The organism is Mesorhizobium sp. G2-6-1, assembly GCF_055809095.1.
In genome coordinates, this window is sequence record NZ_CM147896.1 from 3820981 (window position 1) to 3841789 (window position 20809).

The 20809-nt window shown below is 54.9% G+C and carries 18 protein-coding genes, 1 tRNA gene and 5 pseudogenes; 13 read left to right on the top strand and 11 right to left on the bottom strand.

Annotation, left to right across the window (positions count from 1 at the left end; genetic code table 11):
- Positions 1 to 8: 8 nt before the first annotated feature.
- The 3 genes and pseudogenes from gor to rpiA all read right to left on the bottom strand — a co-directional run bounded on the left by gor (position 9) and on the right by rpiA (position 2804).
- Positions 9 to 1399: pseudogene (gene gor, locus AC0L7S_RS18490) on the bottom strand (glutathione-disulfide reductase).
- Positions 1400 to 1509: 110 nt separating this feature from the next.
- A complete protein-coding gene (locus AC0L7S_RS18495) occupies positions 1510 to 2085 on the bottom strand; it encodes a DUF2059 domain-containing protein (protein WP_473472336.1) in 576 nt (191 codons plus the stop codon).
- A 20-nt stretch (positions 2086 to 2105) separates the two neighbouring features.
- Positions 2106 to 2804 carry a ribose-5-phosphate isomerase RpiA gene (gene rpiA / locus AC0L7S_RS18500; protein WP_473472337.1) on the bottom strand — a complete coding sequence of 233 codons (699 nt, stop codon included), beginning with the start codon at positions 2802 to 2804 and terminating at the stop codon, positions 2106 to 2108.
- Between the two features lie 166 nt (positions 2805 to 2970).
- Here rpiA and AC0L7S_RS18505 point away from each other — a divergent pair.
- The 3 genes and pseudogenes from AC0L7S_RS18505 (at position 2971) to AC0L7S_RS18515 (ending at position 4268) form a co-directional block, all read left to right on the top strand.
- Positions 2971 to 3650: pseudogene (locus AC0L7S_RS18505) on the top strand (phosphoglycolate phosphatase).
- Positions 3651 to 3747: 97 nt separating this feature from the next.
- A tRNA-Val gene (locus AC0L7S_RS18510) sits at positions 3748 to 3822 on the top strand.
- A 254-nt stretch (positions 3823 to 4076) separates the two neighbouring features.
- Complete coding sequence (locus AC0L7S_RS18515; RefSeq protein ID WP_473472338.1) at positions 4077 to 4268, top strand: hypothetical protein; 192 nt, start codon at positions 4077 to 4079, stop codon at positions 4266 to 4268.
- Between the two features lie 161 nt (positions 4269 to 4429).
- Here AC0L7S_RS18515 and AC0L7S_RS18520 read toward each other — a convergent pair.
- Positions 4430 to 6288, bottom strand: a pseudogene (locus AC0L7S_RS18520) (L,D-transpeptidase family protein).
- Positions 6289 to 6650: 362 nt separating this feature from the next.
- Between AC0L7S_RS18520 and AC0L7S_RS18525 the strand changes: the two are divergent.
- Positions 6651 to 7046 (top strand): rhodanese-like domain-containing protein, encoded by a 396-nt coding sequence (locus tag AC0L7S_RS18525; RefSeq protein ID WP_473472339.1) that lies wholly within the window; start codon positions 6651 to 6653, stop codon positions 7044 to 7046.
- 16 nt (positions 7047 to 7062) lie between these two features.
- Here AC0L7S_RS18525 and AC0L7S_RS18530 read toward each other — a convergent pair whose 3' ends face one another.
- Entirely contained in the window at positions 7063 to 7863 is an 801-nt protein-coding gene (locus AC0L7S_RS18530; RefSeq protein ID WP_473472340.1) for an alpha/beta hydrolase, read from the bottom strand.
- A 157-nt stretch (positions 7864 to 8020) separates the two neighbouring features.
- Between AC0L7S_RS18530 and AC0L7S_RS18535 the strand changes: the two genes are divergently transcribed.
- Positions 8021 to 8473 carry a MarR family winged helix-turn-helix transcriptional regulator gene (locus AC0L7S_RS18535; protein ID WP_473472341.1) on the top strand — a complete coding sequence of 151 codons (453 nt, stop codon included), beginning with the start codon at positions 8021 to 8023 and terminating at the stop codon, positions 8471 to 8473.
- A 22-nt stretch (positions 8474 to 8495) separates the two neighbouring features.
- Here the strand turns inward: AC0L7S_RS18535 and AC0L7S_RS18540 are convergent, their stop codons facing one another.
- Positions 8496 to 8846: a gamma-butyrobetaine hydroxylase family protein gene (locus AC0L7S_RS18540; RefSeq protein WP_473472342.1), complete on the bottom strand. Its 351-nt coding sequence runs from the start codon at positions 8844 to 8846 to the stop codon at positions 8496 to 8498.
- Between the two features lie 199 nt (positions 8847 to 9045).
- On the opposite strand from AC0L7S_RS18540, the gene moaA reads away from it, so the two are divergent.
- The 7 genes and pseudogenes from moaA to AC0L7S_RS18575 all read left to right on the top strand — a co-directional run bounded on the left by moaA (position 9046) and on the right by AC0L7S_RS18575 (position 15562).
- Complete coding sequence (moaA, locus tag AC0L7S_RS18545) at positions 9046 to 10041, top strand: GTP 3',8-cyclase MoaA (protein WP_473472343.1); 996 nt, start codon at positions 9046 to 9048, stop codon at positions 10039 to 10041.
- 198 nt (positions 10042 to 10239) lie between these two features.
- Positions 10240 to 11160, top strand: coding sequence for a DMT family transporter (locus AC0L7S_RS18550; RefSeq protein ID WP_473472344.1), 921 nt, complete (start codon positions 10240 to 10242; stop codon positions 11158 to 11160).
- Positions 11161 to 11363: 203 nt separating this feature from the next.
- A complete protein-coding gene (gene mobB, locus AC0L7S_RS18555) occupies positions 11364 to 11873 on the top strand; it encodes a molybdopterin-guanine dinucleotide biosynthesis protein B (RefSeq protein ID WP_473472345.1) in 510 nt (169 codons plus the stop codon).
- 209 nt (positions 11874 to 12082) lie between these two features.
- The gene (locus AC0L7S_RS18560; RefSeq protein ID WP_473472346.1) at positions 12083 to 12865 is read left to right on the top strand and encodes an ABC transporter substrate-binding protein; all 783 of its coding nucleotides are present in this window, start codon (positions 12083 to 12085) and stop codon (positions 12863 to 12865) included.
- A gap of 219 nt (positions 12866 to 13084) precedes the next feature.
- Entirely contained in the window at positions 13085 to 13798 is a 714-nt protein-coding gene (locus AC0L7S_RS18565) for an ABC transporter permease (protein WP_473472347.1), read from the top strand.
- Positions 13795 to 14630 (top strand): annotated as a pseudogene (locus AC0L7S_RS18570) (ABC transporter permease). Before AC0L7S_RS18565 ends, AC0L7S_RS18570 begins: the two are co-directional and overlap by 4 nt.
- A gap of 62 nt (positions 14631 to 14692) precedes the next feature.
- Positions 14693 to 15562 (top strand): NAD(P)-dependent oxidoreductase, encoded by an 870-nt coding sequence (locus AC0L7S_RS18575; RefSeq protein ID WP_473472348.1) that lies wholly within the window; start codon positions 14693 to 14695, stop codon positions 15560 to 15562.
- A gap of 45 nt (positions 15563 to 15607) precedes the next feature.
- Here the strand turns inward: AC0L7S_RS18575 and AC0L7S_RS18580 are convergent, their stop codons facing one another.
- From AC0L7S_RS18580 to AC0L7S_RS18595, 4 genes are all read right to left on the bottom strand, one after another.
- Entirely contained in the window at positions 15608 to 16099 is a 492-nt protein-coding gene (locus AC0L7S_RS18580; protein ID WP_473472349.1) for an Lrp/AsnC family transcriptional regulator, read from the bottom strand.
- A gap of 107 nt (positions 16100 to 16206) precedes the next feature.
- Positions 16207 to 16824 carry a uracil-DNA glycosylase family protein gene (locus AC0L7S_RS18585; protein WP_473472350.1) on the bottom strand — a complete coding sequence of 206 codons (618 nt, stop codon included), beginning with the start codon at positions 16822 to 16824 and terminating at the stop codon, positions 16207 to 16209.
- Between the two features lies 1 nt (position 16825).
- On the bottom strand, positions 16826 to 17437 hold the full coding sequence (locus AC0L7S_RS18590) for a glutathione S-transferase (protein ID WP_473472351.1): 612 nt from the start codon (positions 17435 to 17437) through the stop codon (positions 16826 to 16828).
- 42 nt (positions 17438 to 17479) lie between these two features.
- Positions 17480 to 18100 carry a thermonuclease family protein gene (locus AC0L7S_RS18595; protein WP_473472352.1) on the bottom strand — a complete coding sequence of 207 codons (621 nt, stop codon included), beginning with the start codon at positions 18098 to 18100 and terminating at the stop codon, positions 17480 to 17482.
- 74 nt (positions 18101 to 18174) lie between these two features.
- Here AC0L7S_RS18595 and AC0L7S_RS18600 point away from each other — a divergent pair, with 74 nt between their 5' ends.
- The gene (locus tag AC0L7S_RS18600; protein WP_473472353.1) at positions 18175 to 19698 is read left to right on the top strand and encodes a sensor histidine kinase; all 1524 of its coding nucleotides are present in this window, start codon (positions 18175 to 18177) and stop codon (positions 19696 to 19698) included.
- Here AC0L7S_RS18600 and AC0L7S_RS18605 read toward each other — a convergent pair.
- Positions 19695 to 20692, bottom strand: a pseudogene (locus AC0L7S_RS18605) (nicotinate-nucleotide--dimethylbenzimidazole phosphoribosyltransferase). The gene AC0L7S_RS18600 and the pseudogene AC0L7S_RS18605 overlap by 4 nt on opposite strands.
- Positions 20693 to 20809: the final 117 nt, after the last annotated feature.

A 20809-nucleotide genomic window follows, 5' to 3' on the forward strand; every position in this document is an offset into this window, starting at 1 on the left:
CAGAGAATTCATTCGACGCGTTTGCCGTCCTTGACCCGATAGGTCGGCGTGTACATCGTCACAAACTCTTCCGCAGCGGTTGGATGCACGGCCATCGTTCGGTCAAATCCGTCCTTGGTAACGCCAGCTTTCAGCGGAATGCCAAGTAACTGCGCCATTTCACCAGCATCCGGCCCGAGAATATGAGCACCCAGCACTTTCCTGCTTGCACCATCGACGACAAGTTTCAGCAACATCTTCTCGTCGCGACCGGACAGCGTGTGGCGCATCGGCCTGAAACTGGCCCGGTAGATTTCCAGGTCCGAATAGTGCCTGGCAGCTTCATCTTCCGACATGCCCACAGTGCCGATCTCCGGCTGTGAAAACACTGCCGTTGCAATCATGTCGTGGTCGGGTGAAACGGGATTGCCCCGGAAAACCGTTTCAACGAAGCAAATTGCCTCGTGGATAGCCACCGGTGTTAATTGCACCCGGTTCGTAACGTCACCGATTGCCCATATGTTATCGACATTGGTTCGCGAGTGAGCGTCCACCTCGATCTCGCCCTCTTGCCCATCTGGACGCCTGCCAGATCCAGACCAAGACCGTCGGTGTTGGGGATGCGGCCTATGGCGAGCATAGCTTGGTCTACAGTCAGGACTTCATCGCCGCTTACCAGAACATCCAGTCGATTGTCGGCCCGGCGCGTCACCTTTTCGGAAACGGTGCGGGTGAGAATTCTTATGCCCTTTTTGTCCATCGTCTCATGCAGGGAGCGTCGCAAATCCATGTCAAAACGGCTGAGAATTTCGGTGCCGCGATAGATCAATGTCGTCTCGACACCCATTCCATGGAAGATGTTGGCGAACTCAACGGCAATGTAGCCGCCGCCTTCGATCGTGATCGCCTTCGGCAGTTCTGCAAGATGGAACGCCTCGTTGGATGAGATGCAGTGTTCGTGGCCGGGAAGAGCGGGATGCGGTGACGGGCGCCCGCCGGTAGCGACGAGGATTTGATCCGCCGTTACCGTGCGTTTCTCGCCTTCCAGGCTGATCGTATGCCGATCCACCAGTACGGCACGGGTATGGAATGTCTCGGCGCCAGCGGCTTCGACATTCTTTTGATAAAGCGCTTCGAGCCGGGCAATCTCGGTGTCTTTATTGGCTACCAGCTTTTTCCAGTCAAAGGATGCTTGCGGCACCGTCCAGCCATAACCTGTGGCATCTTCGAAATGCTCGGGAAACTGCGAGGCATAAACAAACAGCTTTTTCGGCACGCAGCCGCGGATGACGCATGTACCCCCAAAGCGAAATTCTTCAGCAATGGCGACGCGTTTTCCGAGTGCTGCCGCAAGACGAGCGGCACGAACACCACCCGACCCTCCACCGATAACAAACAGGTCGTAATCATATGCGGCCATAAGGCTGTTCCTTTGTCATGTGGATCGGCACATGTCTGGTAAGCGTTGAGCACCAAGAAGAAAAGCCCGGCAGGAACCGGGCTTTTCAAATCGTGGTGATCAGTACGAAATCAGTTGGCATTCTCTGCCGGTGCCGCCCCATCAGCGGGTGCTGCCCCATCGGCGGGTGCGGTTTGCACTTTCGAGCCAGCAGCAGCCTGAAGCGCTTCGCCAACCTGCTGTGCCAGATCGCGCGCAATACCATTTTGCCAGATATCGGCAGCCTTGACGAGCTCGCGGGTTACGATCGGGCCGCTTTCAAGCAGCTTTTTCCCGCTATCGGAAGCGTAAAAGTCCGCAATGTTTTTGAGATCTTGTTCCGAAAACACCTTGGCATAGGCCGTTGCTGCTTCCTTTTCGAGATCCGCGCGCCGACTAGCCAGTTCCAGCGCCTTGGTGCTTATCGTACTGGTGATCAGCTCCTGCAGATCCGGGTTTTTCTGGATAAGATCCGATTCGAGGGCAGCGGCGGCCTGCGGCAGAATATTGTCGAACGAGTCTGTTGCGTGAATTGCAGCCACCGCCGCACGAGCCGCAGCCAGATGCGTCTCGGAAATCTCCTGTGAAAACGCAGAAGACGAAAAAGTTACGATAGCCGAAGCCGCCAAAACGGCGGAAAAGCGGCGAATTCGGTTATTGATCATCATGAAAGATAAAACTCCCTGAGTTACCGGGCGGCTTGAATTGTCTCGATGCCGTCACCGTCGGCGACAATTGCCGTCGTTGCCAGCCCGATGAAAAGTCCATGTTCTACCACGCCGGGTATGGCATGGAGAACATCAGATAGCGCTCTTGTATCTGGAATGCGGCCAAAAGATGCATCCAGAATGAGATGACCACCGTCTGTAACAAATGGCTGCGTCCCCGTCATCCGCAATGTCAGAGGCCCGTTGAGGCCAAGACGTGCCGCCGCATTGCGGACCGCGATCTCGGTGGCGCGCAGGCCAAACCGGTTGACTTCAACGGGAAGCGGAAACTGGCCAAGCGTCGTCACCAATTTTGAACGGTCGGCGATAACGACCATCGCGCTTGATGCTGCGGCCACGATTTTCTCACGCAGCAAAGCGCCGCCGCCGCCCTTGATCAAGGTCAACATCGAGTCAATTTCGTCGGCACCATCAATGGTGAGATCAAGTTCGGGCGTTTCTTCGAGCGTTGAAAGTGGAACCCCGAGTTCGCGGCACAATGCGGCGGTACGCTCGGACGTCGGCACACCAATGACGTCCAGACCGGCAGTCACTTTCTCTGCCAGCAGGCGCACGAACTCCTCGGCGGTCGAACCGGTGCCAATTCCCAGCCGCATTCCCTGCTTCACATGCGCAAGGGCCGCGCGTGCAGCTTCGATTTTTAGTTGCCTGGCGTCCATTAAAAACTTCTGTCTCACGTCCCCACGTGCGAAACGCACACGCCTGACCGCGCTCCTAGCATTTTTGTCCGGGAGGTCAAGGGGCCGCATACGCCAACAGCGAGATGCTTGCATGTTGGCAGCGCAGGCTTTATCGCCAGCCATCGTCAATTGGGAATGGGGGAGCATGTCGCGCCCGATAATTGTCTTTGATCTCGACGGCACGCTGGTCGATACTGCTCCCGATCTGATGGACAGCCTCAACCACAGCCTGTCAGCCGGTGAGCTTCCAGCGGTCGATGCGCATTCCTTTCGCCGTTTCGTCGGCCACGGCGGCCGTGTGATGATCGAACGGGCTTTCGCAGCCAGCAACAAACTGCTCCCAAGTGACGAGCATGATAGGCTGCTGCAACTTTTTCTCGACCACTACACACAAAACATTCCCGGCAAATCGCAACCCTATCCGGGTGTTCTGGCTACAATCGCAAGGCTTGAGGCCAGTGGCTACCTGCTGGCCATCTGCACGAACAAGTATGAGGGCAATTCGCTGGCGCTGATCGAGTCACTTGGCCTCACTTCTCATTTCGCCGCTATCTGCGGACAAGACACTTTGCATTCCGAAAACCGGACCCACGCCATCTGATAGAAACGATCGCCAAGGCTGGAGGTGACCCGACCCGCGCTCTTATGGTTGGCGATTCGCGCACTGATATCGACACGGCCAAGGCCGCAGGAATTCCGGTCGTGGCTGTCGACTTCGGATATACGGATCGCCATGTGAGCGAATTTGAACCTTCGGTGGTCATCTCCCATTTTGATGAACTGACAATAGACCTTGCCAAACGCCTGATTGCCGCATCGCGTTGATTGCAACACGAATGACAGGTTTGCCACGGCGCAGGCTGTTGACTTCGACGATGCCGCTCCCTTATATCGCCGCGCGCTTGGGCTTTTTGCAACGAGCGGGCGATTAGCTCAGCGGGAGAGCACACCCTTCACACGGGTGGGGTCGCAGGTTCAATCCCTGCATCGCCCACCATCACCTTTGCCCCACATCGCGAATCGCAAACGGCTGCACTACCCAACATTTTTAGTGCCGTATCGGCTCTCCGAACGCGTGCTCACTTCCGTTGAGTAAACACCAAAAACCCTGTCAGCGGTGGATAGTGACTAGCCGGACAACCATATTAGTTGCCTGGGATATTGCTCCAATCCACTGATTGGAGTAGTTTTCCGAGTTGTTGGCGCTAGGTGGTTGATGACCTACGACAGCATGCGGACAGGAGATCAAGGATGAATACATCTGTCGCAGTGACCCTTACAATCATGGCGGTTGTCGATGCCGAGTTCCCGGCCAAGGAACATGTCGATGATATTGTGAGCAAAGCTCAAACAACATTTTCCGCTTGTGATATTAAAGTCGTGAATGTTGAGGTCGATGACCAGCCTGATACCCCAACGGTTACATTCGCAAACGGGGCATAGCGGTTTCGGCTGATTAAATTTGGTGGCCCGCTTACGCTTTTGCGTTGCGAGAGCGGTTCAGCTCTTTTATTGGTTTGCCGAACCTCTCTAAATATCTGTTTTCACACAATTTCTGTTGGAAAATTGCTGCGCTTTTTTGTGGAATTCCTCCAGACTATTGTTCAGGCGGAGGGGTTGCGCACCGCTTCCGTGGCATCGAACGCCCGTTTCAAATACTCATCCCGGTCGTAGATATCGTTGAAATATTCCACTTTGCCGGACATGTTCGGCCAAGCGGTGAAATAGGCCACATAAACCGGGATCTTGCGCGTCAATTTCTCTGTTGAATGACCCTGCTTCAGTTTTCCGGCAATATGATCTACCGAAGTGCCCAGAACGGCCGCCGCCATGCCGCGGGGATTTTGCAAACGCACGCAACCGTGGCTCAATGCGCGCATGTCGCGTTTGAATAGCGATTTTTGCGGCGTGTCGTGCATGTAGATCGCATGCTTGTTGGGAAACAATATCTTCAATTCACCAAGCGCATTGGCCTCGCTTGGCGCCTGCCTTACATTATAAGGCACTTTCCCACCGAACTGCCCCCAATTGATCGAAGCAGACGGAATGCGTCTTCCTTTCGCGTCGCTGACCTCATATCCGGCACGGTCGAGATAACCCGGGTCCTTGCGCAATCGCGGCAGCATTTCGTTGACAATGATGGATTGTGGAACACCCCAATAGGGATTGTAGTCGACCGTCTCGATCTGGTCGTAAAAGAAACTGGTCTGGTTCGATACTCTGCCCACAACGACGCGGGTTTTCAGCTTTTCCTCACCGCCATCAATATAGCTTGCCGTAAAGGCCGGCTGGTTGATGAAGACGCGCGGACTGCCAAGATCAGCGGGAAGCCATCGCAACTGCTCCAGGGCTACCTTTACTTTCTCCAGCCTGTCTGCCTTCGAGTTTCCCGCAAATGCCTGGACTGTATGCGGGCCAATCACACCATCGGGCTTTAGCCCGGCCTTTTTCTGAAATGCCTCGATCACCGGCACAAGATCAGGAACATAGGTCTCGCTTGCGCGAAATTTGGCAAGCGTTTCCCCATAATTTCCACCCATTTCGTCGTCGAGATCGCGCGAAATCACGGTGAGCAGCTTGGGCAGTTCCGGGCTGCTTTCGCCTTTCTCAGCAGCAGATCGGGATCGATGACGATTGCGTTTTCCGTGCTTGCATCGAGCGTTTCCAACTCGGCGCGCAGTGCCTGGTACTCCGCATTTTGCGGGTGGCGCGATTCAAGATAGGTGCGAACCTCCTGCGTGTGAGCAAGGGTCTTCAGCGCGGCTTTCATGTCCAGCGGCTTTTCAGGCAAATCGTAATATTCCGAAATGCGGTCTGGTTCGACACGGCCATTTTGAGCATCATGGATATAGCGCAGCACACGGGCCGAAAGCGCCATCTCAAAGCGGACCAAATCCTTCAAGTGGCCATTTGTATTATCGGTCGAATAGGCTGCCGGAGGTATCTGGACCGAATAGTCGTCGGGGATGAGGCCATAGCTTGCCGCATCACCGAGAACCCTTACAGCCTCTTTGGCGCGGCTATTTACGCTTGTGCCTGTCACCCAGATAAATTCCGGATTGGCGGAATAATACGCGATAAGCGCCTTACCGATTGCCGATTCTGCGCGAAGATCAAAACTTTGAAGACCGCTCAATGCTTCGCGAAACGCGGTGCCGGTGAGCGATGGCGTGAATGCTGCGTTCTGTGGCGCAGCCAACAACGCCGAAAAATCGACGTGCACCAATGGATCAGCCTTGTAGGTATTGTAGGTGGGGCTGGAAATACGTACCGGAGCAGCACGTTTCACAGCTTTAGGAGCTGGTGGAAACTTACCCTTCAATGGTCTGGTCTGGTTGCCTGGTCCCCCGCCAAGCAGCATCTCCAGAAAACCCTGGGCATTAGCCTGCAATGGGGTGGACCCCAACATTACAAGAGCTGCAACAACCGGCACAACGATGCGTCTTGTCTCGAACGATTTCATAAATCACTTGCCCCGAACGGTTTGCCGCACATAAATTCCGCCGCGTATGGATCGCGCCGTCTACAGGTGGGTGTATTTTACAACCATAGTCGATTCATACCGATTTCGTTAAGCTTTCATAAATTTCCGGGATTACTGTTGCAGTTAAGCTTCATAACTTTGTGAGCGTGAACGAATGTCTATTCAGTGTTGCCCTTTGGCATGATTATGGTTCGGTCTCTGGGCGAATTTCCTGTAACTCATCAAATGGCACCTGCCTTGTCTCCCGCTATCAATGAAGCATGTGAGCAGCTATTTGATGGCAAACGCGCTTTGGTCATGTGCCATCAAACAGGCGCGCAGAGATGTGTGGAGGATCGAACGTGAAAAAAGGTTATCGCGAACTTCTTGAAGAGGCCAATGGCGAGATCGAAGCCGTATCGCCTGACCAAGCCGCAGTTCTGCTTGATGATGACGGCGTCCAATTTGTCGACCTGCGCGATCCTCGCGAGATAGAACGCGAAGGTAATATTCCAGGGGCGAAGCATTGCACGCGAGGCATGCTGGAGTTCTGGATTGATCCTGAAAGCCCCTACCACAAACCATTTTTCGCGTCGGGCAAGACATTTGTTTTCTTCTGCGCCAGCGGTTGGCGATCCGCACTGGGTGCCAAGACAGCACAAGATATGGGACTTGAGCCTGTCAAACACATCGAAGGCGGGTTTTTTGCATGGAAGGCCGCCGGATTTCCAATAATGCCGGTCGAGCCCAAGAAATAGCGCACGTTCCTCTGTTTTAGTGCAACACCGCCGATTCAGGTTGCTCGCGCACAAATGCGACAGCACGCTCAATGACATCGGGGTTCGACAGGATGCGACGATGGCCTAGTCCGTCGGCCCAGTAAAGTTGAACATGTTCGCCAGCCTTATCGTAATTTCTGGCCTGTTCGGCTGACACTTCGCGATCTTCCGGCGCATGGATGACCAGTGTCGGCAAGTGCGTGGCCGCGAGTTGGCGATCTCCATGGAAATCCGAAAGCGGTCGCCCCGCCACTGACTTGACGCGCTTGGCCATCGCTATTTGGGATCGCGGACCAACATTGAGCATGTGGCTGAAATTCTCGAAAACAATGGGCAGCGAGCTTGGTGCCGCAATCAGAACAAGACGCTTGGTCTCGATCGGTGCAATGTTTCCGATCGAACCGACTGCGGCGTTGACGGCAATGGCACCGCCAAAAGAATGACCGACGACCGCCTCGAATGATCCGAACCGTTGTTGCGCAAGCGCAAGCGCCTCAACCGCATTGATCAAGGTGATATACCGGCCACTGGATTGGCCATGACCGGGAAGGTCGAGCGAGACAACCCGATATCCGGCTTGCCGATAACCCTCGGCAAGTGCCCGCATATATTCCGTGCGCGAACGCCAACCATGAACCAGAAGGACAGTTCCCGCAGGCACCCTGCCCTCGTCCGGCAAGAATTCATGCGCCGCAATCCAGCCATCTCCGGTTTCAAGCCGGTGATGGCGCGCCTCGGTCATGAAGTCAGCCGCGCTTTGCACGGCGCGGCGCTCACCTTCGGTCAGGTGTTTCACGTTCGGCGTTCGGCAAAAAGCTGGAACGCCGCGCGCCCCGCAAGCGACGGTGCAAGATGTTCGCCAGCACCGAACATGTGCCGGATGACCTTCACTGCAAATGATGCCATAGTGCCAATTCGTCATTTAGTTCAACTGTGAACATAATTGTTCAAACATGGACAATAAGCAAGACCTTCCCTGGGATAACCCGCGTTTCCGCAACTGGGTAGCAGTGGCGCGTGCGTGCCATGCGCTTGAACGCACATTGGCGGCGAAACTCGCGCCTCTAGACCTGAAACCGGCTCAACTCGATGTTTTGATGAATCTTTATCGTCATCCGGGAATGTCGCAACATGATCTCGCGCGCAAACTTCTCGTGGGCCGATCAAACATCACCATGCTGCTGCCGCAACTGGAGCGCCGCGAACTGGTGAGTCGTGAAACTGACGCGAAGGATAAGCGAATCTTGCGGCTGGCGCTCACGGACAAGGGCGAAGCGCTGATGAAGAAGGCATTGGAAGTTCACACCGCGCTCATCGAACTGGCGATGGGTCAATCGACACCTGACCAATGCGACCTGATCGGGGACCATATGCGCAAGGTCACCGAGGCACTCAAAACCGACTGAGTGTTTCTAAGCGCGCGGTTTATCAGTCGCGGCCCATGCCTTTGTCCGCCAGTTCGTCCAGATATTCGCGCCAGCGCTTGTCTTTTTCTTGTCCCAGCGTCTGTAGATAGGCCCAGGTGAAGATACCGGTGTCGTGAAGATCGTCAAAAGTAATACGCACCGCATAATTTCCGACAGGATCGACTTTTCGGATCGTCACCTCACGCTTGCCGGGCACTGTGACGCGCTGCTCGGGAGAATGGCCCTGCACCTCGGCTGACGGCGACAAAACCCGCAGCATTTCAGCCGGCAATTCAAATGGGGCGGAATCGAGAAACGTCACTGTAAAAAGTTTCCGATCCTTGGAGACCCTGAGTTCCTTTGGTGGTGTCATGTCAAAATGGATTCCATGTCTTTTGGTGTTTCCTACGCCGCTTTGCCAAGCACGAAAAGGCGCATTTACGACACCGACACGGGCATGTCAGTCATATCATCTTCCTCAAGAACGCTGTAGCTGGCTTGAATGATGCTTCAGTTCGTATCAAATAGAGGTCAGCGTTCTTGATCGCTGTCGTTAAAACTGGAAATGCCTCATGAACATGATCGACCCATTTGGTCGCACAATCAGCTATCTGCGTGTATCCGTCACCGACCGCTGCGATTTTCGTTGCGTCTATTGCATGTCGGAGGACATGGCGTTCCTGCCGAAAAAAGACCTTCTTTCGCTTGAAGAACTCGACAGGCTTTGCACGGCGTTTGTCGAAAAAGGCGTTCGCAGATTGAGATTGACTGGTGGCGAACCGCTGGTGCGCAAAAATGTCATGCATCTGGTGCGCCAGCTTTCACGCCACCTGAAAACCGGTGCGCTGGACGAACTGACCTTGACCACCAATGGCTCCCAATTGTCGCGCTTTGCCGAAGAACTTGCCGATTGCGGCGTCAAACGGGTCAATGTCTCGCTGGATACGCTTGACCCCGAAAAATTCCACGCCATCACGCGTTGGGGCCATTTGGACAAGGTCATGGCCGGCATTGATAGCGCGCTGGCAGCCGGCATCAAGGTCAAGCTCAACGCAGTTGCACTTCGCGGCTTCAACGACCTGGAACTGCCAGACATGTTGCGTTGGGCACATGGGCGCGGAATCGACATGACCGTCATCGAGACCATGCCGATGGGAGAAATTGACGAAGATCGCACGGATCAATATCTGCCGCTTTCACTGCTGCGCGCTTCATTGGAGCAGCAATTCACCTTGAAGGACATACCTTACAAGACTGGTGGCCCTGCCCGCTATGTCGAGGTCGTTGAAACCGGCGGGCGCCTTGGCTTCATTACACCGATGACGCATAATTTCTGCGAAAGCTGCAACCGCGTGCGCCTTACCTGCACGGGCACCCTTTATATGTGCCTCGGCCAGGACGACGCTGCGGACCTGCGGGCACCTTTGCGCGCATCGGAAGGCAATGAACTCCTCTCAAATGCCATTGACGAAGCCATTGGCCGCAAACCGAAAGGCCACGATTTCGTTATAGACCGGCGCACCAACCGGCCATCCGTTTCACGCCACATGAGCGTCACCGGCGGCTGACGACCCGTCCAGAGCGCCCAAGATCATGACGGGACCGGGTGCTTCGTAAAAGGCAGTGCCAATACGGGTGATGGCGTTCGTTGGGTGCCGATAGCGAGCAATTTCACTGTATTTGCAGGATTGGCCTATCGATTTGAGATTGCTGTTTTACCTGTGACTGATAGAGGCAATGGCAGGTACACGAAACAGGAACGCCTCTTGCTGCTATCTTCAAACCTTCGTGGTGCATTGTTCATGGTCGTGGCCATGGTCGCCTACACCAGTAATGATGTGATCGCCAAATTCTCTGGTGAATCCATGAATATGGCTCAGGTGATGCTGGTCAGAGGTGTATTTGCATCATTGCTAATATTCGTTCTGGCGTGGCGAAGCGGCGCATTTGAAAACCCCTGGCTTCTTGCCCAGCCTTTGGTTGCCTTGCGTGCTTCATGTGAGGTTGCGGCAACTGTCGCCTTCCTGCTTGCTCTTGCCCATCTCCCGATTGCCAACATCTCTGCCGTTCTTCAAGCTCTTCCACTGGCGGTTACCATGGGCGCTGCGCTGGCTTTGGGTGAAGGTGTCGGATGGCGGCGCTGGCTGGCAATCGGAACCGGTTTCCTGGGCGTGCTGATTATCGTGCGTCCGGGTTTCGAAGGTTTTAGTGCCTATTCGCTGCTTGCCCTTGTTTGCGTCGGGTTTTGCGCAGTGCGCGATCTGGCCACGAAAAGAATTCCGGCAGAAATTCCCACATTGTTGGTGTCAACGGTCACTTCAGTGGCCGTGATGCTGGCCGGTGGCGTATTGATCGTACCAATGGGCGGTTGGGCACCTATGGAAATGCACTCGACACTGTTGCTGATGTTAGGGGCCATCATGCTGGTGATTGGCTACCAGTTCATCATCAAATCGATGCGAACCGGCGAAGTCTCATTCATCGCTCCGTTTCGCTATACCTCGTTGCTGGCTGCCATTCTTCTTGGGTTCATTGTATTCGGGGATATTCCTGATGCCCTGATGCTGACAGGTGCGGTCATCATCGTGGCATCGGGCCTATATACGCTGTACCGCGAACAGGTGGTCGGCAAAGGCCATGCGGCCGCCGAAAGCACTGGACCGAGCATGGGACCGGACGGCATATAGGTGTGCCAGTTTACCAGCAAGCGCACCAAACCCGACGGGTCTTTAAGAATGAGACTGCCAGAACCCTATATCCCATTGAACATTGAAGCAGGCTTCATGGTGTTCGCTTGCAATTGCTACACAATGGGTTCGGTGGTTCGTGGCGCGCCGGTATTGTCCGATCATTGTGCGGGAGCCATTTTTGCATTTGAAGGCTGCACCTGATGAACCAACGCGTTTTTGGCATCACCGGGTGGAAGAATACCGGCAAGACGACATTGACCGAAAAACTGGTGGCTGAACTGGTTGCGCGCGGATGGCGCGTATCGACAGTCAAACATGCCCACCACAATTTCGATATAGACAAAGACGGCACGGACAGTTCTCGTCACCGCAAAGCTGGCGCATCGGAGGTCGCTATCGTTTCGGGCCGCCGTTGGGCGCTGATGCATGAACTTTCCGGCGAGGAAGAACCGCCCTTGGCGGAAATCCTGGCACGCCTCGCACCGTGCGACATCGTACTCGTGGAAGGCTACAAGCGCGAAACGCATTGCAAGATTGAAGCGCGCAGGATGGCAGCAGCGGACAGGCCACCCCTTTCACCAGATGACCCGCACATTGTGGCGATCGCCGCCGACTACGCCATTCCCGACGGAAAATTGCCGGTGTTTGATTTGAACGACACCAAACCAATCGCAGATTTCATCGAACGCGCGAGCGGATTACTTAGTTGAAACCAGCGTTATACCTTACGTTGGGGCAACTTCGCGCCAGCCGTTCCGGCAGGCAAAATCCGCTTTCGACTAAAGGACGAGTTTGTCCAAACCTGTGGTTTTACTGTTGATTTTTCATTGGAAAGAGTGGGAATATCTTTCCAGCGGCAGTCGGGAGGACTGCTCGGGAGTCGGATATCGACATCCTTTATCATAAAGAGAGGACCATTATGCGTATTGCAATGCGTATCGCGCTCGCGGCATCAGCCGCGTTGCTGATGTTGGGCAGCGCCCAAGCACAAGAGAAAACTCTAAAAATTGGCACCGAAGGCGCTTATCCCCCGTTCAACAATCTGACCTCGGATGGCAAGCTCGTCGGTTTCGACGTCGATATCGCGCAAGCTCTGTGCGACGAGATGAAAGTGAAATGCGAATTCGTCGCTCAAGACTGGGACGGCATCATTCCAGCTCTTCAGGCCGGCAAATTCGATGCCATCATCGCGTCCATGTCGATCACGCCCGAGCGTATGGAGAAGGTCGATTTTACCCACAAATACTATAATACGCCGCCGGCAATCGCTGCGCCCAAGGACACTGACATCAAGGGCGTGACGAAAGAAGACCTGGCAGGCAAGACAATCGGTGTGCAGGGTTCGACCACTCATTTCAACTATGCGACAAAGACCTATACCGACTCGACCATCAAGCCATATCCAACAGCACAGGAATATCAGCTCGATCTGGCCAATGGCCGTCTTGATGCGGTCAATGACGATATTGTCGTCATTCAGGAATGGCTGGATTCTCCTGATGGGGCTTGCTGCAAACTGGTTGGAGCCATCACACCGGATGTCGAAATCCATGGTCCCGGCGCAGGTATCGCCGTGCGCAAGGGCGAAACGGAGCTGGTCAACCAGTTCAACGCGGCAATCGATGCAATCCGCGCGAATGGCAAGTATAAGGAAATCAACGACAAATACTTCAAGTTCGACGTTTTTGGCGGCGATTCCTGATCGCTTGAGCGAAACGGTAAACGGCGGGGAAATCCCGCCGTTTTCATTCGAAGATATGCGCTATAGCGTCTCGGCTTTTGATAGAACCGTCCAACTGCTCTAAGTATTTATTTTACGCAATCCCGGACGGAAAACCGCACCGCACTTTTCCTGGAATTGCTCTAGAAGGCGGCGGAACGTCAGTCCTGATCAAACCGTCGCGAGAGGACAGGCAAGCCCATGCAAAGCGTCTGGACGCTACTCAGTTGGGGAGCCGAGGGCTGGCTTGACGATATAGCGTATGGTGTTTTCATCACCGTATCGCTTGCCCTTGCCACGCTCCCTCTTGGCCTCGTCGTCGGGTTTCTCATTGCGATTGCCAAGCAATCGAAAGAACCATCCCTGCGGCTTGCCGGCAATGTCTATACAACGATCTTTCGTGGCCTGCCCGAATTGTTGACGCTGTTTCTGGTGTTTTTTGGCGCACAGATCGGCATTCAGCAGGTGGTACGCATTTTCGACCCCGGCGCAACGGTCGAGGTCAACAGCTTCGTTTCCGGCATGATCGCTTTGGGAGTGGTCTTTTCCTCATATGCCAGCGAAGTTTTTCTCTCGGCATTTCGCGCTATTCCCAGTGGACAATATGAGGGTGGCTACGCAGTGGGCCTTTCGAACGGCCAGACCATGCGTCTCGTCGTCTTGCCACAGCTCATCCGCATTGCGTTGCCGGGCCTGGCAAACCTCTGGTTGATCCTGTTGAAAGATACCTCACTGGTTTCCGCCATTGGGCTGACCGACATATTGAGGCAGAGCGGTGTGGCAGCGCGTGTTACCAAGCACGCCTTTTTGTTCTTCGGTTTGGCGGCGTTCATCTATCTCGTTCTCGCCATCATCTCCTCCATCGGCATCAACGCGATCGAGCGAAGGGTCGGCAAGCAGGAGGTGCAACGATGAGCGGCTTTGCACAACAGACCGCTGCCGCACCCGTTGAGCGCCCACCGCTGCCAGCACATGGATGGTCGCGTCAACGCGTGCTTGGCTACGGGCTCGTCACGCTGTGGGCTGTCATGCTTACCGGTCTTGCCGCCTATCTCATATCGGCGTGGAACCTGGAACTCGTCGAGAAATATGCGCCCGGCTACTGGTCTGGTGTGATCACCACACTTTCGCTGGTCGGTATTTCAGTATTTCTGGGTGCAATCCTGTCCGTGCCTATCGCTTATGCGCGCATGTCGAGGAACTCGTTCTTATCGGCGCTTGCATATGGCTATGTCTATTTCTTCCGCGGAACACCGCTGCTTGCTCAGGCCTTCCTTGTCTACTATGGCGTTGGTTCCTTTCGACCGGAACTCGACGCGGTCGGCTTGTGGGGTTTCTTCCGCGAAGCCTACAATTGCGCAATTTTTGCGTTCGCGTTGAACACAGCAGCTTATCAGGCTGAAATGCTGCGCGGTGCCATTGAGAGCGTACCAAAAGGGCAATGGGAGGGGCTGCATCGCTCGGTCTGCACAAAATGCAGACGATGTGGAAGGTGATTTTACCCCAGGCAGCAATCGTCGCATTGCGCCCATATGGCAATGAGGTGATCCTGATGATCAAGGGCTCCGCCATTGTCTCCATCATCACCGTTTACGACCTGATGGGTATAACGCGCCTCACCTATTCACGCACATTCGACTTCCAGTCGTATCTGTGGGCGGCAATCATCTACCTTTTGATTGTGGAAACACTGCGCCACGCGATAGAGTGGATCGAGCGACGGATCACAAGGCATCTGAATCGCTGATATTTACACGAAACTACATTTATGAAAAACACCCGACAGTACGGGGTGAAAGGATTTTGACGATGGCAAGTGTTGCATTTCTTGGCCTTGGCGTAATGGGCTACCCCATGGCCGGACACTTGAAAAACAAGGGAGGCCATGAAGTTACCGTCTATAACCGCACCAAGGCGACGGCTGAAAAATGGGTGGCCGAGCACGGCGGCAATCTTGCAGAGACGCCCCGAGCGGCAGCAGAAGGCAAAGATTTCGTATTTTCCTGCGTCGGCAATGATGATGATTTGCGCTCGGTCACAATTGGCGCAAACGGCGCCTTTGAGGTAATGAAGAAGGGGGCAATCTTCATTGACAACACGACCGCGTCGGCTGAAGTGGCGCGTGAACTGGCGGGCAAAGGTGAAACCCTCGGCTTCTCATTTCTCGATGCCCCGGTTTCAGGCGGTCAGGCCGGAGCCGAGAACGGTGTTTTGACCGTTATGGTGGGCGGGGAAGAAAGTGCATTTACCACGGCAAAGCCAGTCATTGAAGCCTATGCCCGCATGATTGGATTGATGGGAGCGGCAGGCGCTGGCCAGTTGACCAAGATGATCAATCAGATCGCAATCGCCGGGCTCGTACAGGGATTGGCCGAAGGCATTCATTTTGGCAAACAGGCCGGGCTGGATATCGAAAAGGTCGTCGAGGTGATTTCAAAAGGCGCTGCAGGCTCATGGCAGATGGAAAACCGCCACAAGACCATGAATGCGGGCAAGTACGACCACGGATTCGCGGTAGACTGGATGCGCAAGGATCTCGGCATCTGCCTGGCTGAAGCCAATCGCAATGGGGCTTCTTTGCCCGTCACGGCGCTCGTTGACCAGTTCTACAAGGATGTGCAGGCAATGGGCGGCAAACGCTGGGATACGTCCGCACTTCTTGCGCGGCTGGAAAAATAGAAGCCGCGCCCGCGCTTTAACACTTCTTGCAATCAGGTCGAGGAATCAGGCGGCGCGCACGCCTGATTCCTTATCCATGATCAGGTAATCCAGCGGCAGTTCAGTCGTATATTTGATCTGCTCCATTGCGAAGGACGAGGACACGTCGCGAATTTCGATTTTGGCGATCAATCGCTTGTAGAATGCGTCATAGGCGGCAATGTCAGGAACCACCACGCGCAGCAGATAGTCGACATCGCCACTCATACGGTAGAACTCGACCACTTCCGGAAATTCCTGAACAACTTCGGAAAACCGGCGCAACCATTCATGGCTGTGGGAATTCGTGCGAATTGAAACGAAGGCGTTGACGCGCACATTGATCTTGGCCGGCTCAAGTATAGCCACGCGACGCTTGATGATGCCCTCCTCCTCAAGCTTCTGGATACGGCGCCAGCAAGGTGTGGTTGAAAGGCCTACTTTCTTGGCAACATCAGCTACCGCAAGCGTGGCGTCTTCTTGCAAAAGACGGAGAATTTTTCTGTCAAGCCGGTCCATGGATCACTCCCCGGAGAAAACATTACCTATTGTCCCTCGATTCACGCGTAGCTACAAGAAAAGAATTCCGGATAATGACTGCTGGAGAGTTATAACTTGCCAGAAACCTAGGCAAGACGAGTTCGGATTTCCTCTTGCAGAAAAGGCAGCAATTCCAGTTCAAACCACGGATGGCGTTTGAGCCAGCCTGTGTTGCGCCACGATGGATGCGGCAGCGGCAGAATTTTCACATCTGTCGGTGCTTGCCAAATAGCTCGCCAGTTCATGACAGTATCGGTCAAGGAGCCCTTTCGTGTCGACCCCATGTGCCAGGACTGCGCGTAAATGCCGATTGTCAAAATGACGTCGATCTGCGGCATCAGTTCCATCAACGGTGCGCGCCATGCGCGCGCGCATTCACGGCGCGGCGGTAAATCTCCACCCTTTACATCCTGCCCCGGAAAGCAGAAGCCCATCGGCACGATGGCAAATTTGTCTGGATCGTAAAATTCCTCGCTGGTGACGCCAAGCCAGTTGCGCAGCCTGTCACCAGATGCATCGGTGAACGGCACGCCGCTCACATGCACCTTGGTGCCCGGAGCCTGGCTGGCAATGAGGATGCGAGCCTTCGACGAGGCGACCACAACCGGGCGCGGCTCATGGGGGAGAGGCCGACCCGACGGGGTGTCCGCGCAGATACGACAGGCGCGGATATCCGCCACCAATCGAGCCAGTTCTTCACTCATATCAGGCAGCGGCACTCGGGCGAGCGGTAATCGCGGCGTACCACCTCAAGACATTGCTGTAATCGGACGGTATCTGGATGCGCGCCGGTTTCATGAAATCGACAGCGATCATGCCGGTAATATCGGCGATCGAATAGGAATTGCCCGCCACGAACTCCCTGCCCGCCAATTCGGTATCGAGAAACCGCAGGAATTCTATTGCCTTGGATTTATTGGCCTCACCCCATTCGGCGATCTGCGGCACTTCCCATTCCTTCATCGCCGGATGAATATGGCGAAACGCCGCCGCGACGCTGGCGAGCAGATTGAGTTCCATCCTTCGCTGCCACATTTCAACGACAGCCTTGCCTTCTGCACCCTCCCCGAACAGGGGCGGTGTAGGATGAAGTTCCTCGAAATAGCGGCAGATGGCGACGGATTCTGCAAGAATCGTTCCGTCATCAAGTTCAAGAACCGGCAATCGCAGCAATGGGTTGCGCGAGCGTATAACATCGCTCTTGTGCTCCAACGCACCCATGTCAACCGGCACGATTGGCACCTCAATACCTTTCTCGGCAAGGAATACCCGAACCCGGCGTGGATTTGGCGCTCGCCCGCCATCGAACAATTTCATGCATTTCTCCCTGGAAATCCAAAACCCACTATAGAACCAGTGTTATCTGATGCGAACGATTTCCCTGATGTAATCACCAAATGACGCCAATGGGTCCTGTTTTTCTTCCCGTCTACCAGCTTTTTTGCGACGCCAGTCTTGCGGTCTCTCAAATGTACCAGCCCATATACCGGCATTTGCTTGTCGCGCGGCCCTTTCGTCGCTCTGATAATCTCCATAGGCAACAGCCCAACCTGCCGTAATTTGCGCTCGATTCAAATTGGTCCCGTTTACCGTGCATTCTGCCAGCAAGCGACCGTAGCGGTCATTGCGCGAACCATTACAGATGACGGTCTGCCCCGCGGTCAAACGCACTAATGCTTCGCGAGAACGCTTGCCGCAGGCATAGTCAACGCCGCCCTTGCGGCACATTTGCCTGTATTCGGGTGCATCGATGCCCACAAGCCGAATGCGCTTGGCGCCAAGCGTGATCGAATCACCATCCACGATATGAGCAAAACCATGCGGTGTTTGTGTCTCAACCCGGTTCAGCCGGGCCACCAACAGCGTCAACAAACCAAACAAACCGAGCATCAGGCCATAATCGAGAAACTTGCGTGTCAGGCTGCGCTTGCGCGGTGGAAACCGATATTTCCTGCGCCTTTTTTGCCCGGAACGGGTCATATGGCAAACAATCTCTTAATCATTCACACGTAGCGTTAGCAGTTGATCTCGCCGCTCGCATAAATTGATGTTCAATGTCGTTGCAACGCTCGAATACAGCGGACAAAAATATAGTGGACCGCCGCAAACCGCATCGCAACAACGATGTGGCGCGAGCTGTGCGCAAAACGCGCGACCGTCTTTCACAACAAGCAGGCAACCCGGATTTCGACCGGGAAATGCTCAAACTCCATGCCCGCGCGATGGTCAGCAGTTCGACTATCATGCCCTTGTTGGTGGTCACGATTGCAGTGGCAGGCATGATCGCGGGAATGAGCAGCCAGGCCCTGGTGTGGGCTTTGCTGACCGTATCGTTTTATGCAGGTCTGGCATTCATTGCCCGCAGGGTTGATCGATCCCAGGCCTCCGCCATCAAACCGGGATTGACCCGGCGCAATTTCATGATCGCGCACTTCCTCAGCGGGATCGGCTGGACATATTTCGCCTCCATCGGCTGTGGAACCTGCGGAATCGACCAGTTTCAGATCGTCAAGGCAGTCATGCTTTTGCTTGCGATGGCCGCCACTGCCATCATGGCTTCGTCGTTGAGCGGGGCTTTGATTGCCACCTTTGCGCTGCCGGTCGTGGTTTACGCATATGCCGGCGCAAGGTTGGCCATGCCGGCTGAAATGGTAATGGTGGGTCTGCTTTTCGTGGCGCTGCCCTTCTTTACCTATGTGGCGCGCCACCTGAACCGATCCTCGATCATGCTTTTGTCATTCCGTTCCGAAAAGGACGCCCTTATCGCGGAGTTAGAGACAGCCAAGGCAATGTCCGACGAAGCGCGAAACAGGGCAGAAGAAGCGAATATGGCGAAGTCCCGCTTCCTTGCTTCGATGAGTCATGAATTGCGAACCCCGCTGAACGCCATACTTGGGTTTTCCGAGGTCATGTCAAATGAAGTTCTGGGGCCGATGGGCAACGCGACCTATCGTGAATATGCGCACGACGTCCATGATTCCGGCCAACACCTGCTCAATCTCATCAATGAAATCCTCGATCTGTCACGCATCGAAGCCGGACGCTACGAATTGAACGAAGAGCCGGTGGCCCTGCTCACATTGACAGAAGACAGTTGCCACATGATGGAACTGAGAGCGCGCAACAAGGACATCAAGATTGTCCAGGACTTCGAACACACGTTGCCGCGCCTGTTTGCCGATGAACGTGCGGTCCGCCAGATCGTTTTGAACCTTCTTTCAAACGCCATCAAGTTTACACCTACCAAAGGTGAAATTCGCGTTCGTGTTGGCTGGACGGCTGGTGGTGGCCAGTACATTTGCGTGAAGGATAACGGTCCGGGCATCCCCGCAGACGAGATTCCGGTCGTCCTGTCGACCTTCGGTCAGGGGTCGATTGCGATCAAAAGCGCGGAGCAAGGCACTGGCCTTGGCCTTCCCATCGTTCAAAGCCTGATCGCCATGCATGGCGGCGAGTTCGAGCTTCATTCCAAACTCCGCGAGGGAACCGAGGCGCTGGTGATCTTCCCGCCAACCAGAGTGATGGAAGAACTACCGGCACTGCCGACCAAAGCGACTGCGAATGGGCGGCGGCGTTAAACTATTGCTGCCGCCATTCCGGCGGTTACGCCTGCCGCTGCCTTGACCAGCCCTGCGGCGAGTGCTGCACCAACGCCCTCGCCATGACTGATCTCAAGATCGAGCAGCGGTTCAAGCCCCAGTTTTTCAGCTACACGTGCATGGACCGGATCTGGTGAAATGCTTGCCAGCAGGCAATGGTCCAGTGCCTTTGGATTGATGGTGTGCAAAACGGCCGCCGCTGCCATGGAAGCAGCACCATCTATGAGGACGGGAATTTTTTGGGTGCGTGCTGCAATTATTGCACCGGCAATCGCTGCAAATTCGCGGCCTCCAACACGTGCCAATGCCTCAAGCGGGTCTTTGAGATGCGGTGCGTGAAAAGCCAGCGCAGCGTCAACAAGCTGGACTTTGCGCATCCGCATCGCCCGATCCGCACCTGATCCGGGACCGACCCAATCAGCCCCCCGCCGCCGAACAAGGCCGCAAACAGCGCGGCTGCAACTGTGGAATTTCCAACACCGAGATCACCAAGGCACAACAGATCGGTGCCACCGGCGATAGCTTCCATACCAAATGCAATCGTCGCGACGCAGCCACGCTCGTCCAACGCTGCCTCATTGGTGATATCGCCAGTCGGAATATGCAAGGCAAGGTCAAATGCTTTTAGGCCAAGATCATATGCGACGCAGACCTGATTGATCGCAGCGCCGCCAGCGGCACAAAGTTCGACCGCCCTTGCCGTGGCGGCAACAGGACGTGGTGATATATCGTGACGCGCAATACCGTGATTGCCCGCAAAAATCGCCACGAGCGGTCGTGCCACGACCGGCCTTGCAAGCCCGCTCCATGTAGCAAGCCATGCGGCGATATCTTCCATGCGTCCAAGTGAACCGGCGGGTTTGTCTGTGTTGGCATACACGTCACGTACGACCGATTCGGCGCTTGCGGCACCTTCAGGCAGATTTGCCAACAGGTTGCGAAAATCGTCGAAAGGCAATGCGCTTGTCATGATGGGATTTTTCCTTGAGTTCGCAAGCGGCATAACTCCCACCATTTGCCTGCACAACACAAATGGCGTGAAAATGGTGGTATGCGGCGAAATATGAAGGGCTTGCATCATGGTTGGCAT